This window comes from Glaciecola sp. KUL10 (genome assembly GCF_003203515.1).
Classification (GTDB): Bacteria; Pseudomonadota; Gammaproteobacteria; order Enterobacterales; family Alteromonadaceae; genus Glaciecola.
In genome coordinates this window covers 598,358-616,278 of the sequence record NZ_BGNG01000001.1, presented here as the reverse complement: position 1 = coordinate 616,278, position 17,921 = coordinate 598,358, and the positions used below count along the sequence as shown (strand labels likewise).

The window sequence follows — 17,921 nt, the reverse complement described above, 5'->3', positions numbered from 1 at the left end:
ATTGATATTATGATTCGTGCGCTTATAAAGTGGTGCTGCGTTTTTGTATTTTTGACATTTCTGAGCAGTGATTTAAATCGCTCATATTCGTATGCGTCTAACGTAATCTCTACAGCGTTAAACACAGCTGATAAAAGTAGTATAAATAATCGAGTACCACTGCAAGTTTTTCTCACGCTTCAGGCCACTACTCAGCCAAATGAACGCAGTTTTCTCGTCACTTCTTTGAGTGAAATAGCCATAAAGTACGATCTTAATTACTGGCTTGAAGTGAGCGGTACATTAGGTAGTGCCGATGCATTATTTGCCAAGGCATTACAGATTTCAAATCAACGAGATCGTTTAGTATTACTAAACAAAGCTGCTAATCTTGGTCATGCACAAAGCCAGTTTGAAATCGCATTAAACTCGCCCAGCCAGACCAAAACACGATTGTTTAACGAATCTGCAAAACAGGGCTACCTTCCTGCAGTCATCGCATTAGGCAAGTTATATTATGAATCAGGTGATTTAGCCCTTGCACAAAAGTGGCTTAGTCAATCAGCTAGTATCGATGGCTTGAGCGCGTTTAAACTCGCCAAGTTACACTGGCAGCAACATGAGCCTGAACAAGCATTGAGTTTGTTTGAGCAGTCAGCGCTACTTGGTTACACCAAGGCCAAGGAGTACTTGACTGCCTTAAATACGTTCACCCAGATGGAATTTGTTGAGTGGCATCAATCTGCCTTCATTGAACCAGGCAATGGTCAAAACTCTTTTAATGAATTGCCTTTAACGTCATTAATTTCACGCACAAGAGATCAATACGCAAAATGCGATCAAACCATTGAAGTTGTTGCAACATCTCTAGAGTCATTAGTTCAAGCCAATTTATTCATTAATAAATTCAAACAGGATGAACGTTTAAAAGGGTTAAATATTTGCTTTAACAAACCGGTATGGCTTAGTTCTGATAGTTTTGTCTGCGAAAGCGGCACAAAAGATAATGATCGATTGGTGTGCGATCTAACTTACTTATCTAGTGCCAAGCGAGTTCCTATGTTTAGCAACTTGATTATCTTTGAACAAGAAGGAAAAGCTAACGTCAATAACGGCATCATGTATATTGATATGGCCGATCAATACTCAGTTTTTGTTCATGAGTTGGCTCATTTTGCAGGTTTCGTCGACGAATACGCGCTCCCTAAACATCTAGCGCACTACCATTGCGAACGTGCAAAGGCACCTAACCTTATTTTGTTAGGCGAAATCAGCTATTCGCCAATGTTACAAGCAAAAAACTGGCAAGAAAAACTATCAGAGCTCAAGATGCTCGATCCTAGCGATGAGCGCATTGGTTTCTCTCAAAGTAGCACCTGCATAAAAGCAAAAATGCGTGCGTTCAAACCTTCAAAAGCTATGACTTTTATGGAGTTTCACGATGTTGAGTACATTCCTCGTATATATGTTGAATTGTGGCAAGAAGTGATAGAGAAGCAACGAAATAACAAACCGATTCTGACTAATTTAGCAATTTCGGCTTATGAAAATGAGAATGCTGAGATGGCTTTGTACTGGGAAAACGTACAAAGCCAACTGGCTGCAATGTTAGCTAAGCGCTAGTCTAGTTTACGCTCACTAAGTTCATCGACCCACATCGCAGTTGCACCACAGATCGCGACCGGCATGACTAAAAAGTTTAATATGGGGACTAATGAAAATAAGTTAACCGTAATGCCAAAACTAAAACTCTTTGACTTGTAGTAGTTCAAATCGCGTCGCATTGTTTTAAATGGCACTTTATGATTATCGTATGGGTAATCACAGTATTGGATTGCCATCATCCATGCACTGAATAAAAACCAAATGATTTGACCAATTATCGGAAGGATGAAGAACAACAGTAGAAAGCCAATTGCACGAGGAATGAAATAAAGCATTTTTTCAAGCTCACGACTCAGCGTTCTTGGAATATCTTTAACGGCGCTTAACAGGCCTTCATCACCCATGTCTTGTTGGCGCAAATGCCTCTCTACCTTTTCGCTCAGTAGCCCGTTGAAGGGGGCTGCAATCCAGTTAGCTAATGAACCAAAAATTAAGGCAAAGCCAAGCAAAACAGTCAATACCGCAATGGGCCACAAAATGTAAATAAGCGCATCTTTTAACCAACCCAAAAAGTCGGGCACAAAACTCAAGATGTAATCAACACCCACCTGAATTTGACCAATGACAAAATAGAATGCAATCGAAAATAACAACACATTAATTGTCAGGGGCACAAAAACAAAACGCTTTAACCCCTTTGTTTTGATTAGATCAAATCCTGCAAAAAAATAGCTCATTCCTGAACGGGGAGTGACTTGTCTATTGATAATACTCTTCCTTTATTGCTGCTTTATTTATTCTAAGTAAGAAGTATAAACTGGTGTTCTATGAACACAACGATTCAATTGTTACAAAGCTTTTTTATTGTGACATGTTTGAGTGTGACTTATAGTACGCATATGCGACTAAAAAAAATAAAACTCGCTGGCTTCAAGTCATTTGTTGATGCCACAAGCATACCTTTTCCTGGAGACATGACCGCAGTTGTTGGTCCTAATGGCTGTGGTAAATCAAATGTCATCGATGCCGTTCGATGGGTACTTGGTGAAAGCTCGGCTAAGAATTTACGCGGCGATTCTATGACCGACGTTATTTTTAACGGTTCGAGTGCGCGCAAAGCTGTGTCGCAATGTTCTGTTGAGTTGGTTTTTGATAATGCTTCAGGGCGCATCGGCGGCGAATATGCCAATTACGCTGAATTATCTGTCAAACGCATCGTCACAAAAGATGCAACCTCAAGTTATATGCTAAATGGCGCTAAATGCAGACGCAGAGACGTGACCGATCTATTTTTGGGTACCGGCCTTGGCCCTAGAAGTTATGCGATTATCGAACAAGGCATGATTTCTAAATTGATAGAATCAAAGCCGCAAGAACTGCGAGTATTTATTGAAGAAGCAGCGGGTATTTCAAAGTATAAAGAAAGACGCCGAGAGACAGAAAACCGAATCAAACATACAAAAGAAAATCTCGAACGTTTGGATGATGTCAGAGCAGAATTAGGGCAGCAGTTATCAAAACTTCAGCGTCAAGCCAGCGCAGCAAAGCGATTCACCGAATTAAAAGCAGATGAAAGGCGTTTAAAAGCGCAATTGGCAGCGGTGCGTTGGTTAAAGCAAAGTGAGCAACAGGCAGACAGTCACGATAAAATTAGTAACTTACAAGTCAACCTTGAAGAGGTGCTGTCTCAACAAACTCAAGATGAATCGAGTTTGATCATCTTAAGAGAAGAGCAAGCAACGCTAAAACAAGGGATTGATGATATCCAACAAAACTTGTTTAAAATCGGTACGGATATTACCAAAATTGAGCAATCACAGTTATTTACAGCAAAGCGCAAGGCTCAAATCCAAACTGAAATGGCGCAACTTCAATCAGCCTATCAAGGGGCGCAACTTGAGTTAGAAACGCTTAACGAGCAGTTATTAGAGGTGCAAGAGCAAGTTGTCATCTTTGAACCTCAAAAATTAGAATTAGAAGAAGCCCTAGAGCAAGCTCAAATCGACAAACAAGTTTCTGACGAGGCTTTATTCGATTTTAATCGAGATAACCGAGAAGCAGAACAGACGGTAATGCGCACTCAGCAGGCTATTCAACGTTGTCATAGTCAGATTCAAGCAACGATGGAGCTTCAATCTCGCACCGAATCACAAATAGCTGATTTGCGCCGCAGTTTGGAGCAGAGCGAATTAGCGCAGGCAAAAGAAGATCTCAGTTATTATCACGAACAACAAGAAGAAATGGCGCTTCAAGTAGAAGAATGCCAAATTAAAAAGGATGATGTGCTTGAAAACTTGCATCAAGCAAAGTCTTCACTTGATGAAAAGCGATCTCAGCTCGACACCACTAATCAAGAATACTTGTCACTAAAAGCAGAAATTACTGGATTAACATCTCTTCAAACTAATGAAGCGGACAACCAAACTAGCGATACGCTAGCAGATATTGATACCGTGCCGTTATGGCAATATCTACAAGTAAAAAAAGGCAGTGAGGCCTTGTTTGAAAAAGTGCTAGCTTATTTTCCTAATGCACAAGTTATCCTGAATAAAACAATAAGCGAATTAAACTCAGAAATATGGCAAAGCAAAAGCGCGTCGTCGTTTTGGTTTGAAGGTTCTTTTAGTGCTGAAAAACAGGATGGTTCGCTTGCAATGTTACTTGATAATACTGGTGTCCCTAATGAATTTAATAGGGTGTTTATTGTCGATAACGAGTTAACAGCAGTCTCTCGATTGCGCGAATTACCCGCTGATGCATCGGTGATTACACTGGAAGGGAAGTGGCTATTCAATGATAGGTTTTTTACAGGTAATAGCGCAGGTAACGGAAATATCCAAAGAGCCGCGCGTATTAATCAACTCAAGGAAAGTATTGAAATCGTTCACGTCAGGCTATTAGAGGCAGAAGAGCTTGTATCAACGGCAAATGATCACTTTATTGCGACACAGAGTGCTGTTAATGAAGTTGAAAGTCAGTTAAATGGGCTCAAGCAAAGTCTTTTTGAACATAAACTAAGAGCTGATAATGCATCACAAAAAGTAAAGGAATTTGCCGCTAACGAAGAGAAATATAGAGCAGATATTGAACGCCTTGACATGACCTTAGCATTAGAGGAAGAAAAGCTAGAAGAGTTAAACGAACAAACCTCAGAATTGTCTATTCAACTGTTAGAAGCAGAAGGGCAAGTTGAGGGGAATGAACAACTTAAAACAAGCTTAGAGAGCGATGTTCAAAAACACAGCCAAAGAATCAACGAGCTTAATCAGCAACGGCACCAAGTTGAGCTTGCTACTCAACAGGTTAAAAATCAGTATTTGTTATTAAATGAAAAGAAAACTCAGTACTCTAATCAACTAGAAGAAACTAATGAAAAGCTTTTACTGTTGCGCGAAGAAGCAGAAGAGTTAGAAATGCCCATTGAAGACCAAGCCGAGCGATTACAAGCGCTACTTGAACAAAAACAAATAGGCAAAGCAAAGCAAGATGAGCTCAACAATCGTTTAGCAGAAATTCAAGAGTCATTATTATTAGTTGAAAAAGGCCAAGCGGGTATCAATCAAAAAGCTGACAAAATCAAAGCCGAAATTGAGAGCGAACGTTTGATTGCCGAAGGTTGTAGAGTAAGAGCGCAAGGGTTTTTATCCCAGTTAAGCGATATGCAGCAAGCAATCAAGCCTATTTTAGATGACTTACCCGATGATATTGACGAAGAGGTGTGGCAAGCTGATCTAGATAAAGCGCAGGCCAATATTGCGAGGCTAGGGGCCGTTAACCTTGCCGCGGTTGATGAGTTTGAACAGCAATCCGAACGCAAACAGCACCTTGATACCCAAAACGAAGATTTGTGTCAGGCTTTGGATACCTTGGAATCTGCAATTAGAAAAATTGATAAAGAAACACGCTCACGCTTTAAAGCTACTTACGATCAAGTGAACAATGACTTAAAAATGCTGTTTCCAAAAGTGTTCGGCGGCGGAAGTGCCTACTTAGATCTAACTGATGACGATCTTCTAGATACTGGGGTAACCATCATGGCAAGACCTCCAGGAAAGAAAAATAGCACGATTCACTTACTTTCTGGTGGAGAAAAGGCGCTAACCGCTTTATCATTAGTGTTTGCGATATTTAGGTTGAATCCAGCGCCATTTTGCTTACTTGATGAAGTCGATGCGCCACTGGACGACGCCAACGTGGGACGTTTTTGTAAATTAGTGTCAGAAATGTCAAAAACGGTTCAATTTATATACATTACACATAACAAAGTTGCGATGGAAATGGCGACTCATTTAACAGGTGTTACCATGGCTGAACCAGGCGTTTCACGCATGGTAGCAGTAGATGTTGAAGAGGCGCTTGCCATTGCTGAATAAAAACAAACGAGTAGTAATAAATGGATGATTTACGCCTTGCCTTTTTGGTGTTCGGTGTCTTAGCTATAGTGGGGATTTTACTCCACGGTCTTTGGACGATTCGAAAAAATTCAAAGATCAAACAACGTCGTGTTGAACCTAAATCTGAGTTTCAAAGTGCCATTGGTGGCTTTGAGCAAAACACTGATGTTGCATCAAATGATTCCCTATCAAGCAATTCAGCCTTTGACCAAGACGGAGTTGGCCAAGTTCGCGTGCTCAAAAATGAAGAGCCTGCAGCACCTATTAAGTTAGATATTCCTTCATTTACCAGTAAAAATGATGCGACTGCAATTCACGCTGAAACAGACAATACGCAAACTCAAGAAGACAATGAGAGAGCTGAAGCGATTCAGCATGCTAACCAACACGAAGACAAAATTTTAAGCTTCGGTCCTCATTTTATTGATGGACAAGTCGCGCCTTCAGATATCAAACTTGATGAACAAGCAGATAAAAAGGACGTGTTAGAGGATTTAAGCCTCGAAAGCTCAAATATGACTTTCACTAACACCTCTGCGACGACAAGTGCTGAAGAAACAAAACCCTTATATGGAAATGTGGTTACGCAACCTAAACCCGGTTTTATGCAGCAAAGTAACCAAGCCGAGTCATCAAGTACTGATGTGCCAGAGCCACCTGCATATTTGCTGAAACAAGGCGAAGAGCAGGCATTAAATCAGGTTGATAAGCCAGTTACTGATGCACAACTTGAATCGCAAGTAGAAACAAGCGTAAATGAGAAATTAAAGACTGAACCAACACCAATAAAAGTGGCAGCAACTACAAAAACGCAAGCTCCTGAACCAGTGCCCGAACCAGAGCCTGAGCCAAAAGGTTTGGCCGCACAAGCCAGAAGACTAGTATCAAGAAGACGTAAGAGCGTCGCTGATAAAATAAGAAAAGAGCCTAAGCTCAAAGCTGAAATTGATAGTACCGAAGAGCAGATGAAAATCGATTTTGATGGCGCTAACAAGCAGACGGCTAGTAATGCAGCGAATGACAAGCCAAAAACCAAGCCGGCACAGCAAGAAGTGTTAGTGTTGCATGTTAGAGCGCCCGACGACTTGCCTATTCAAGGAAGTGCACTGCTTCCGATGTTACTTACTTTAGGCTTTAAATTTGGCGAGCAAGATATCTTTCACCGTCATGTTAATACCAACGGCAAAGGCCAAGTACTGTTCTCAATCGCTAATATGTTTAAGCCCGGGCATTTCGATATCGATGCTATTGAAACATTCACTACTCGCGGTTTGGCTTTGTTTATGATGTTGCCGATTGAAGGTGATCCACAACAAGTCTTCAATATGATGCACAACGCAACGCGCAAACTAGCTGAAGAGTTTTCTTGCGAAATTCTAGATGGTTCTCGTCAACCTTTAAGCAAACAAGCCTTGCAAAAATATTCGGAAAAAATTCGTGAGTTTGAGAAGCAATCTCAAGGTGGATGATATCAAGGTGGATAACAACATGACCGATCTTGCTGAAGTTGAAAAGCAAATCAATGATTATCGTCAAACCTTAGAAAATTATAATTTTGAATATTATGTAAACGATAATCCAACCGTGCCTGATGCTGAATATGACCGCATCATGAAGGCGCTTATTGCGTTAGAAAAGCAATATCCCCAATTGATAAGTGCAGATTCACCCAGTCAAAAAGTAGGTGGCGCCGCGCTTGATAAATTTGAACAGGTTACGCATGAAGTGCCAATGCTTTCGTTGGATAATGGTTTCGATGAAAGTGATTTGTTTGCTTTCGAAAAACGAGTCAATGACAGGTTAAATAAATCTGAAAATATTGAATTTAGTTGCGAACCCAAATTAGATGGACTTGCGGTTTCTATATTGTATGAAAATGGCGTGTTAGTGCGTGCGGCGACGCGTGGTGATGGTCAAGTGGGTGAAAACATTACCCAAAACGTCAAGACTATCGCTAATGTGCCTATTAAATTACGCGGTGATGACATTCCTGAACGACTTGAGGTGCGTGGTGAGGTGTTTATGCCGAAAGCCGGTTTTGAGCAACTCAATATCGAACAGCAAAAAAAAGCGGCAAAGGTTTTCGCTAATCCGCGCAATGCAGCGGCGGGAAGCCTACGTCAGTTAGATTCAAGAATTACAGCCAAACGTCCACTGTTGTTCTATGCCTATTCAACTGGTTTGGCAAGTGAAGACGCGTTTAAATCTTTGTCGCGGCATAGCGAACGTCTATCAAGTCTGGCCAAATGGGGTTTGCCCTTGTGCAAGGAAGTAAGCACTGCGACGGGCGCGCAAGCATGCGTAGACTATTTCAATAAGATAGGTCAAATTAGAAACGATTTGTCGTATGACATTGACGGCGTCGTGTTTAAAGTCAATGACATGGCACTTCAACAAAGGCTTGGGTTTGTAGCAAAGGCGCCTAGATGGGCGATGGCTCAAAAATTTCCTGCTCAAGAAGAAATGACACGTCTTCAAGATGTTGAGTTTCAAGTAGGGAGAACTGGCGCAATTACACCGGTTGCCAGACTTGAACCAGTATTTGTTGGTGGGGTGACGGTTTCAAATGCTACCCTGCACAATCAAGACGAAATAGACCGCTTACAGGTGAAAGTGGGCGATACCGTTGTGATCAGACGCGCCGGTGACGTAATACCTCAAGTGGTGTCCGTCGTTACGGCCAAACGAGATGGTAGTGAGCGCGATATTCTTTTCCCCGAAACCTGTCCAGTATGCGAATCTGCTGTTGAACGATTAGATACTGAAGCAGTGGCAAGGTGCACAGGTGGATTAGTTTGTAGCGCTCAAAGAACGCAAGCAATTATACACTTTGCATCTCGTAAAGCGTTTGATATTGATGGCTTAGGTGACAAAATCGTTGAGCAGCTAGTCAACGCTAATCTGATTCAGAACCCAGCTGACTTGTTCAAATTAGACCTTCCCAAGTTAATTGGGCTGGAGCGAATGGGCGAGAAATCAGCCGTCAACCTTTTAAGGTCATTAGATAAGGCCAAACAAACCACCTTAGCTAAGTTCTTATATTCGCTGGGTATTCGTGAAGTAGGTGAGTCTACCGCGCGCAATTTAGCGCTTCATTTTTACACGCTTGAGGCGATTAAACAGGCTGATATAGATGCACTTCAAGAAGTACAAGACGTGGGGAAAGTGGTCGCAGAGCATTTATTTAATTTTATGCAAGAGACTCATAACCTTGAAATCATCGATAGCTTAATCGAATGCGGTGTATCTTGGCCTGATATTGAAAAGGCAGATGAGTCAAAGCAACCGCTTTTAGGTAAAACTATCGTGTTAACCGGCACTCTATCTCAGATGGGGCGCAGTGAAGCAAAGGCTAAACTACAAGAATTGGGCGCAAAGGTGTCTGGTAGCGTTTCAGCTAAAACGGACTTACTGATTGCTGGTGAGAAAGCCGGTTCAAAACTAACAAAGGCCCAAGACTTAGGGATTGAAACATGGGACGAAACTGCCATGCTTTCGTTTTTTGAATCGCTCTAACTTATCTAACGTTTTTCACGAGCTTGGCGATTTTTCCAAGCTCGTGCCACGGACCAGCGCCAGACACCGTCCATACCGAAATAACCTAATATTCCAGCTACTACAGAGCAAATTGCGCAGCCTAATAAAAAGGCTGGGCCGATTGTGACAAGCGATTCACCTAACCATTGCCAGCTTAATTCAAACTCAAAATCGGACATTTGCGTCCCAAGTACAGTACTACCCACTAAATAAGCGCAGTAAAATATGGGTGGCATGGTAAGTGGGTTAGTTATCCATACAGTCGCCACTGAGAGTGGCAAATTGACGCGAAGTGGAATGGCCGCAGCGGCAGAAAATATCATTTGAAAAGGCACTGGCCAAAACGCAAAAAACAAACCCACGCCAAAAGCACCCGATGCAGATTTGCGGTTTAGTAACCATAAATTTGGATCGTGTAAGAGATCGCCAAACAGCTTCAGATACTTTTGTTCTCTGACTGCTTTGTGATCAGGTAAATACCGTCTAATAAACTTTTTTGGCATCGCATTTTTGCTTCAAGGTTACGTCTCTAGAAGGAGCATCATGCTTGTAAATTACTCGAGAAATATTACAAGCGTGGTGTTAATGCTCATTTCTTTTATCTGGTGGCAGAGTTTACCACCAATTTACTTCGTAGGGGTATGCGCGTTTGTAACTTTAGTATTGTTTTTTGTACTTAAAAAGCATCTTTACTTGGCTTTTATACTTTTGAGTATTGCTTGGTTAGGAGGAGTGGGGCACTTATATAAATATTGGATGCCATCAACCCTGATATATAGTACACCAGTGCTTGTGCATGCAATTGTTAGCGATGTGCTTTTAAATCAAACACCTCAATCTAGCAGTAAACCCTTTACAAATATTCGCTTTAACGCACACATATCTAAAGTAGGTAAAAACACGCTGTTGCTCAAACCATTGGTGCGTATTTCTTGGCGCAGAGAGTTGGGCGATCGACAAAAGCATGAGTCAATTAAGCAGGGGGATATCCTTAAACTACTCGTTGTAGTGAAACCGCCATCAGGACTGGCTAACCCTGATGGTTTTCAGTATCAAAAGTGGCTAGCCTCAAAAAATATAGTAGCAACCGGATATGTCAAACCCAGTCCAAGTAATGAGTTATTGTCCAGTCAACCATCATCGAGACAACAACTTTTAGACAAAATGCAGCAACTAAAATTAACGCATCAAGCAGAACTGATGGCCTTGTCTTTAGGGGTAAGGACTGCAATTACTCAGGAAGCATGGTCATTGATCCAACAAACCGGAACAGCTCACTTGTTTGCTATTTCAGGCTTACATTTAGGTGTGGTAAGCATGTTTGCCTTCTTTTTATGTAAGCCACTCGTAGCGAGTGTCAGTATGGGGTTAGTTTGGCTTTCTAGAGCACGAGTGCAATATAGCAGTGTGACAAGATCTACGCATAGTTTACTCACTTCACAACATAGACAAACTCGTCATTTCTCATTCAAAAAGTCATTTAAACAGCACAGAATCAATCATATCAGCCTTATTATTTGTTTTCTTATTTCGGCGCTTTATGCACACATTGCAGGATTTGAACTACCGGTCACTCGGGCATTGGTTGCCGTGAGCCTAATTACCATATGCGCGTGCTTACTTCTGCATTGGAAGGCAAGTACGAGTTTAATTTACTTGGTATTTCTGTGTTTAGTGCTAATGCCATTATCTGTTCTTAGTATAAGCTTTTGGTTGTCGTTTAGCGCAGTCTTTATCATCTTTTTTATTTTGTGGCGTTTAAGGAACAGTCAAAACAGCACAGTTGATAAATTTATTCATGCGTGCAAAGTGCAATTAATTTTATGTCTGTTGACCTTACCCATTGTTGCGTATTACTTTCAGATAGTTTCTTTGGTTTCACCCATGGCAAACTTTATCGCAGTGCCCGTGGTGAGCTTTTTGGTGGTGCCACTATGCCTGCTTGCTACTATTTGCCTAATGTTCGACTGGCAGAGTATTTCGTTTTTGTTGTTTCAGCTGGCAAATGAAACGATCGATATTCTGTTTATGGGCTTACAATGGGCTTCCTCCTTCGAATTTGCGGTGTTTGAGATTTCAAAAATTCGCTTTGGGGCAATCTGCCTCTTTGTGTTCGCTATGTTTTTTCTATTTTTACCCTATGCCCCATACAAAAAACGTGTCTTACTTTTATTACTGGTGTCTTTTATCAGCTACTTTTTACCAACAAAACACAATATGGTTTCGCTTGATGTCTTTGATGTCGGGCATGGTTTAGCGGCCTTTGTCAGTAGTACAGATACGACTATTCTATATGACACTGGTGCGTCATATCCCTCCGGTTTTAGTATTGCCAGTTCTGTTATTCAGCCATTTTTGAAAGCGAAAGGGGTCGCTAAAATTGACCATGTGTTTATCAGTCACGATGATATTGATCACTCAGGCGGTCTTATATTGTTGAAGAAAAATAAGTTATTTTCTAATCTGCATAGGCCAGCGAATACTTGTAACCAGGACTCAAGCCAATTAGTTAAAGATATGTTTATTTCGTTTGAAGTAGACATTTTGTGGCCAATTACAAAAGTTTTAAAGGCTGAAAACGATGACAGCTGTGTGTTGAAATTAACGCATCGCTTAAGTCAGACTTCTATTTTATTTGCTGGCGATATTGAAAAGAAGGCAGAACAAGCCTTGGTTGAGCTGGATAAGCAAAACGCTATTAGTCTAAGCTCGGATATTCTGATTGCACCGCACCACGGGAGTAAAACATCTTCAAGCCCAGATTTTGTTAAAGCGGTTTCGGCAAAGTATGTTGTGTTTAGTAGTCGTTACAATGGTCGCTGGAAGCTTCCTAACCAAGAGGTTATTAATCGCTATCACGCAGCAAATGCCGTTATTTTGCACACCGGAGAGCATGGGCGTATCCAATTTGAGATAGACAAACAAATTGTGGTGAAACGATATCGTCAGGATGAAGCGAATTATTGGTACTTAAAACCCTAAGTGAGATTCTTGGGACACTGATAATAATGGGTTTTTTTATTTAAAAAAGGTTACAATTTACGTGTTTCCGAAAAGTCTTATAAGGCGATATGACAAGTTCAAACAATGATAAAAGCACCGTTAGGCGCTTTTTAAAGTATCTTTCTCCATTCAAACTGCCGTTTTTCGTCGCTGTGGTTGGCATGATGGGATATGCAGGCGTCGACACCTTTGTTTTTTCTCAGCTCCAGCCACTGATCGATGATAGTTTGAATAGCGGTGATTCGGCGTTTTTGCGGATTGCGGCGATGGTTATCGTTCCTTTGTTTATTTTACGTGGCATCTGTAATTTTCTAGGGACATATACCCTGTCGTGGATAGGTGGTCAGGTTGTGATGAAAATGCGTCAACAACTGTTTCAAAAATATATCCACCTGCCTGTAGAGTTTCATGATAACCATTCTTCTGGTGTATTAATCTCAAAAATTATTTACGACACCGAACAAGTTTCAAATGCAGCGGGTAAGGCTTTCTTGACGCTGATACGCGAAGGTACTTTTGTCATTGGCTTGTTGGCAGTGATGTTTTATCACTCGTGGCAGTTATCACTAATTTTTATTTTGATTGGGCCTTTGGTCGCGATTATCGTTTCTTTTGTCAGTAAACGCTTCAGAAAAGTCAGCAAAGCAATACAAGAATCCATGGGCTCGCTAACCACAGGTGTCGAACAAGCTGTCAAAGGCCATAAAGTGGTACTTATGTTTGGTGGACAAAAACTTGAAGACGAACGTTTTCATGATAAAAATAACCACAACCGTCAGCAACGAATGAAACTGGTCAATTCACAAATACTCAGTGTCTCTAGTATTCAAGTGATAGCGTCTATTGCACTCGCTTTCGTGCTATATGTTTCTAGCTTAGACGGCATGATTGAAGGCTTAACTCCTGGGGTGTTTATCAACGTGGTGGTGTGCATGGTGATGCTGCTAAAACCACTAAAACAATTAACTACCGTTAATAATGAATTCCAAAAAGGCATGGCTGCATGTACTAGCGTATTTGATATTCTCGACCAAGAAAATGAGCCTGATACAGGAACATTAAAAATAGAGCGTGCTAGAGGTGATATTAGTTTAAAAGATGTTACGTTTACTTATCCTAGCAAAGACGAGCCTGCTCTAAGTCATGTGAGTTTTGATATAAAGGCGGGTCAGACAATCGCGTTGGTTGGACGTTCCGGAAGCGGAAAATCAACACTTTCTAACTTGTTGACTCGTTTTTACTCCCCTGACTCTGGCTCTATTAGCTTAGATGGCCATGAATTAAATGATATTGAGTTGTCATCACTTCGCCAACAATTTGCCTTGGTGTCACAGCAAGTCACCCTTTTCAATGACACGATTGCCAACAATATTGCATATGGTAAAGAAGGGAAGGTAACACAAGAACAGATCAAACAAGCCGCAGATGTGGCACATGTGACCGAATTTGTTCAACAGCAATCCAATGGTTTTGACACCTTAGTGGGCGAAAATGGCCTGATGCTCAGTGGTGGTCAGCGTCAACGTATTGCTATTGCCAGAGCTATTTTGGCAGACTCACCGATTTTGATTCTTGATGAAGCGACATCTGCGTTAGATACAGAATCTGAGAAATTCATCCAACAAGCCTTAGATGAGTTGCAAAAAAATCGTACGAGTATTGTCATTGCGCACCGTTTATCAACAATTGAAAATGCCGACCTGATTTTGGTTGTTGAACAAGGAAAGGTAATCGAGATGGGCAACCACGGAGAGTTGTTATCAAAGGGCGGGATGTATTCGCAGTTACACAGTATGCAGTTTCAGCAAGGCTAGATATGAAACTACAAACCTTGTGGTATCAACAACGCAACGGTGTGTATCCGATATGGTATTGGTTACTTTACCCCTTGCAATTACTGTTTTGGGGATTGTCGGCACTTCGACGACTTTTGTTCAAAATAGGCTTGTTGAGTAGCCGCAAACCTGATGTTCCAATCATTATTGTGGGTAATATTACCGTTGGGGGAAATGGCAAAACTCCACTGGCATTGCTCATTGCACAAATTGCGCTGGGTAAAGGAAAAAGACCAGGTGTACTCTCTCGTGGATATGGCGGAAATCAAACTGTATTTCCTCATCGGGTTTGCCAAGACGATACTGCTGATAAGGTAGGTGATGAGCCTTTATTAATAGCCAGTCGCTTAGATATTCCGGTTGTGATTGATCCCAAAAGAACGCGCGGGGCAGATTACCTTGTTGAGCATTGTGATTGTGATGTCATAATTTGTGATGATGGCCTTCAACATTATGCTTTGCAACGCAGTTTTGAAATCGTTGTGATGGATAGCAGAGTAGCAGGCAATCAAAGATTATTGCCGATGGGCCCCTTGCGAGAAGGTATTTGGCGACTTAATACAGTAGACATGATTGTGCGTAATATCGGCGTGGTAGAGTCTGCTACCGCAACGTGTGACAAATTGACAAATGCCTTTGATTCAGCTTATGAAATGACCTTAAAACCTTCGCATTGGGTCAACGTGAGGAGTCACGAGAGACTGGGCGTTAAGGAATTTGAAGAACAGATATTATCAACTAATCAACAGAAGGTGACTGCGATTGCAGGAATTGGTTCGCCTTCTCGTTTTTTTGATACCCTAAAACAATTAGGAATAACACCAGAACAGACATTAGGATTTGATGATCATTATCAGTACTCAATCAGCGATTTACCTGATGGTTTAGTGTTAATGACCGAAAAAGATGCCGTAAAATGCAGGGCGTTTAACAATGCGCAACATTGGTATCTTGAAGTTTCTGCAGTGTTACCGCAGACATTTGAATCAGCAATAGATGCGGTGTTAACTCACACCGCATCACCAAATAATTAAAGAGAAAAGCATGGCTTTTGATAGACAACTACTCGATATTCTTGCGTGCCCAGTGTGTAAAGGGCAGCTTTCATTAGAGCCTGAACTCAATGAATTAATTTGTCGCTTTGATAGGCTTGCCTATCCAATTAAAGACAATATTCCCGTGTTACTCGAAACCGAAGCTAGAAGCTTGAGCTTAGATGAACTTGATGCTTTAAAGGCAAAGTAGCATGAATTTTAGCGTAATTATCCCAGCTCGTTATGGGTCTACAAGGTTTCCCGGAAAGCCATTAGCACTGATCAATAATAAGTCAATGATTCAACATGTGTTCGAGCGTGCTCAAGAGTCAGGTGCAAAACAGATTATTGTGGCAACTGATGATCAACGCATTGCGGATGCTTGTCATTCATTTGGTGCGCAGGTATGCATGACCGCTGACGATCATGAATCGGGGACGAGTCGATTGGCAGAAGTGATTGCCAAAGAAAATATCGATAAAAAGCAAATTGTGGTCAACGTACAAGGTGATGAACCCTTCATTCCTGCTGAAAATATTATCCAAGTAGCCAAAAATTTAGCTGAAAATCCCCATGTCCCGATGGGAACACTCGCTCAAGTTATTACAGACGTAGATGATATTTTGAACCCTAATATAGTAAAAGTAGTGACCAATGCTAAGAATTTAGCCATGTACTTTTCTAGAGCAGTTATTCCATTTGATAGAAATGCAATGCTATCCAATGATTTGACTGAGCTTAGTCTTGAAGATCTACCGGGGGAATACCTTCGACATATTGGCATTTATGGATATCGCGCGGGTTTTGTGAGCCAATACAACAAATTGGCAAGCACTCAGTTAGAAAGCATCGAGTCCTTAGAGCAATTGCGCGTGCTATGGCATGGTTATAATATCCATGTTGATGTCGCAGCAAAGACGCCACCGCATGGCGTCGATACTCCTGAAGATTTAGCGCGTTTGATGGCTGCTAGTTAATCTTCGTCTGTTACGGGCACCGCCCAAAGGTCGTGTTGATCGGTATGGATAATTTCAACCCAAAGCCGTTCGCCGACCTTAACGTCAAATACATCGTTTAAGTGCACAACGCCGTCGATTTCGGGCGCATCGCCAAAGGTTCTGCCTACTGCACCCTCTGGTGTGATTTCGTCTATAATAACGTTGTATTCACTGCCAATTTTGGCTTGTAGGCGTTCGTAACTAATCGCTGATTGTACTTCCATGAATCTGGCCAAACGCTGTTCTTTGACTGATTCGGGCACTGGGTCAGGCAAGTCGTTAGCTTTTGCGCCGTCTACAGGTGAATACTTAAAGCATCCTGCACGGTCGATTTGCGCTTCTCTTAAAAAGTTGAGTAACTCTTCAAACTCTTCTTCTGTTTCACCAGGGAAGCCAACGATAAACGTAGAGCGAATGACAAGTTCAGGACAGATTTCTCGCCACTTCTTGATTCTTTCTATAGTGCGATCGGCACTTCCTGGTCGCTTCATCAGTCTAAGAATGCGTTTGTTAGCGTGTTGAAACGGAATATCAAGATAAGGCAATACCTTACCTTCAGCCATCAGTGGAATTAGCTCATCAACATGAGGATAGGGATAGACATAGTGAAGTCTTACCCACATATCCATTTCACCTAGTTTTTCACACAATTGTTGCATGTGCGTTTTAACTGGCATGCCGTCCCAAAAATCGGTCTTATATTTTACGTCTACCCCATAAGCGCTCGTATCTTGAGAAATGACGAGCAGCTCGTTAACACCAGCCGCTTTTAAACGTTTTGCTTCACTCAATACTTCACCCACAGGGCGGCTCACTAAATCACCGCGCATGGACGGAATGATGCAAAAAGTACAGCGATGGTTACAGCCCTCTGAAATCTTTAGATAGGCATAGTGCTTGGGTGTAAGTTTCACGCCATGATCAGGCACCAAATTCAAAAACGGGTTGTGTTGTGGCTTGGGTAGGTGTTCGTGCACTTGTTCAACGACAGACTCGTATGCATGTGGGCCTGTAATTGATAAAACATTAGGGTGGACTTCGCGAATTTCATCTTCTTTGATGCCTAAACATCCCGTCACAATGACTTTTCCGTTTTCAGCTAGTGCTTCGCCGATAGTGTCTAAGGATTCTTCTACCGCCGAATCAATAAACCCGCAGGTGTTGACAATCACAAGCTCTGCGTCGTTGTAGCTTGAGACAACATCGTAGCCTTCGGTTCTAAGTTGAGTCAGTATGCGTTCAGAATCAACTAGGTTTTTTGGGCAACCAAGGCTGACGAAGCCAATTTTTGCACCTGATGTGGTGGATGATTGCGCGTCAATCACCTGAGTAGGTATTTCTAAGGTAGTGGTGCGCCTATTCATATCACTAGGAGAACTAGGGGTAAACTTTTCGACTGTCATGCTCACTCACTGTAATGTTGTCGCCTTTGCGCTACGCAGGTTTAAACGCAACTGCCTTCAGGCCGCTCTAAATTGACGCGCGATTATACATGAATGAAAATCTTTATGAAATCCTTGCGACAACTACATTTGG

12 protein-coding genes are annotated in these 17,921 nt (G+C 41.7%); 9 read left to right on the top strand and 3 right to left on the bottom strand.

What is annotated here, in order from left to right:
- The first annotated feature begins 9 nt into the window (after window positions 1-9).
- On the top strand, window positions 10-1,602 hold the full coding sequence (locus KUL10_RS02755; RefSeq protein WP_110427356.1) for a sel1 repeat family protein: 1,593 nt from the start codon (window positions 10-12) through the stop codon (window positions 1,600-1,602).
- On the opposite strand, the gene cysZ is transcribed toward KUL10_RS02755, so the two are convergent.
- A complete protein-coding gene (gene cysZ, locus KUL10_RS02750) occupies window positions 1,599-2,351 on the bottom strand; it encodes a sulfate transporter CysZ (protein ID WP_255417682.1) in 753 nt (250 codons plus the stop codon). The two genes, KUL10_RS02755 and cysZ, sit on opposite strands and share 4 nt — an antisense overlap.
- A gap of 132 nt (window positions 2,352-2,483) precedes the next feature.
- On the opposite strand from cysZ, the gene smc reads away from it, so the two are divergent.
- From smc to ligA, 3 genes are read left to right on the top strand one after another with little or no spacing between them, the layout of a single operon-like run.
- Complete coding sequence (gene smc / locus KUL10_RS02745) at window positions 2,484-5,957, top strand: chromosome segregation protein SMC (protein ID WP_110427598.1); 3,474 nt, start codon at window positions 2,484-2,486, stop codon at window positions 5,955-5,957.
- 20 nt (window positions 5,958-5,977) lie between these two features.
- Window positions 5,978-7,447 (top strand): cell division protein ZipA, encoded by a 1,470-nt coding sequence (gene zipA / locus KUL10_RS02740; RefSeq protein WP_110427354.1) that lies wholly within the window; start codon window positions 5,978-5,980, stop codon window positions 7,445-7,447.
- 19 nt (window positions 7,448-7,466) lie between these two features.
- Window positions 7,467-9,494, top strand: coding sequence for an NAD-dependent DNA ligase LigA (ligA, locus tag KUL10_RS02735; protein WP_110427353.1), 2,028 nt, complete (start codon window positions 7,467-7,469; stop codon window positions 9,492-9,494).
- Between the two features lie 5 nt (window positions 9,495-9,499).
- Here ligA and KUL10_RS02730 read toward each other — a convergent pair whose 3' ends face one another.
- Window positions 9,500-10,018 carry a DUF2062 domain-containing protein gene (locus tag KUL10_RS02730; protein ID WP_110427352.1) on the bottom strand — a complete coding sequence of 173 codons (519 nt, stop codon included), beginning with the start codon at window positions 10,016-10,018 and terminating at the stop codon, window positions 9,500-9,502.
- A 40-nt stretch (window positions 10,019-10,058) separates the two neighbouring features.
- Between KUL10_RS02730 and KUL10_RS02725 the strand changes: the two genes are divergently transcribed.
- The 5 genes from KUL10_RS02725 (at window position 10,059) to kdsB (ending at window position 16,364) form a co-directional block, all read left to right on the top strand.
- Entirely contained in the window at window positions 10,059-12,497 is a 2,439-nt protein-coding gene (locus tag KUL10_RS02725; protein WP_110427351.1) for a DNA internalization-related competence protein ComEC/Rec2, read from the top strand.
- Window positions 12,498-12,586: 89 nt separating this feature from the next.
- Window positions 12,587-14,332 (top strand): lipid A export permease/ATP-binding protein MsbA, encoded by a 1,746-nt coding sequence (gene msbA / locus KUL10_RS02720; RefSeq protein WP_110427350.1) that lies wholly within the window; start codon window positions 12,587-12,589, stop codon window positions 14,330-14,332.
- Between the two features lie 2 nt (window positions 14,333-14,334).
- Entirely contained in the window at window positions 14,335-15,387 is a 1,053-nt protein-coding gene (gene lpxK, locus KUL10_RS02715; protein ID WP_110427349.1) for a tetraacyldisaccharide 4'-kinase, read from the top strand.
- A 10-nt stretch (window positions 15,388-15,397) separates the two neighbouring features.
- Window positions 15,398-15,598: a Trm112 family protein gene (locus KUL10_RS02710; RefSeq protein WP_110427348.1), complete on the top strand. Its 201-nt coding sequence runs from the start codon at window positions 15,398-15,400 to the stop codon at window positions 15,596-15,598.
- Window position 15,599: 1 nt separating this feature from the next.
- Window positions 15,600-16,364: a 3-deoxy-manno-octulosonate cytidylyltransferase gene (gene kdsB / locus KUL10_RS02705; RefSeq protein ID WP_110427347.1), complete on the top strand. Its 765-nt coding sequence runs from the start codon at window positions 15,600-15,602 to the stop codon at window positions 16,362-16,364.
- On the opposite strand, the gene rimO is transcribed toward kdsB, so the two are convergent.
- Window positions 16,361-17,788 (bottom strand): 30S ribosomal protein S12 methylthiotransferase RimO, encoded by a 1,428-nt coding sequence (gene rimO / locus KUL10_RS02700; protein WP_110427346.1) that lies wholly within the window; start codon window positions 17,786-17,788, stop codon window positions 16,361-16,363. The genes kdsB and rimO overlap by 4 nt on opposite strands.
- Window positions 17,789-17,921 lie beyond the last annotated feature (133 nt).

Coding starts and splice junctions, on each gene's coding strand:
- KUL10_RS02755 (WP_110427356.1), top strand. CDS start 10: ATGATTCGTGCGCTTATAAAGTGGTGCTGCGTTTTTGTATTTTTGACA.
- smc (WP_110427598.1), top strand. CDS start 2,484: ATGCGACTAAAAAAAATAAAACTCGCTGGCTTCAAGTCATTTGTTGAT.
- zipA (WP_110427354.1), top strand. CDS start 5,978: ATGGATGATTTACGCCTTGCCTTTTTGGTGTTCGGTGTCTTAGCTATA.
- ligA (WP_110427353.1), top strand. CDS start 7,467: ATGACCGATCTTGCTGAAGTTGAAAAGCAAATCAATGATTATCGTCAA.
- KUL10_RS02730 (WP_110427352.1), bottom strand. CDS start 10,018: ATGCCAAAAAAGTTTATTAGACGGTATTTACCTGATCACAAAGCAGTC.
- KUL10_RS02725 (WP_110427351.1), top strand. CDS start 10,059: ATGCTTGTAAATTACTCGAGAAATATTACAAGCGTGGTGTTAATGCTC.
- msbA (WP_110427350.1), top strand. CDS start 12,587: ATGACAAGTTCAAACAATGATAAAAGCACCGTTAGGCGCTTTTTAAAG.
- lpxK (WP_110427349.1), top strand. CDS start 14,335: ATGAAACTACAAACCTTGTGGTATCAACAACGCAACGGTGTGTATCCG.
- KUL10_RS02710 (WP_110427348.1), top strand. CDS start 15,398: ATGGCTTTTGATAGACAACTACTCGATATTCTTGCGTGCCCAGTGTGT.
- kdsB (WP_110427347.1), top strand. CDS start 15,600: ATGAATTTTAGCGTAATTATCCCAGCTCGTTATGGGTCTACAAGGTTT.
- rimO (WP_110427346.1), bottom strand. CDS start 17,788: ATGACAGTCGAAAAGTTTACCCCTAGTTCTCCTAGTGATATGAATAGG.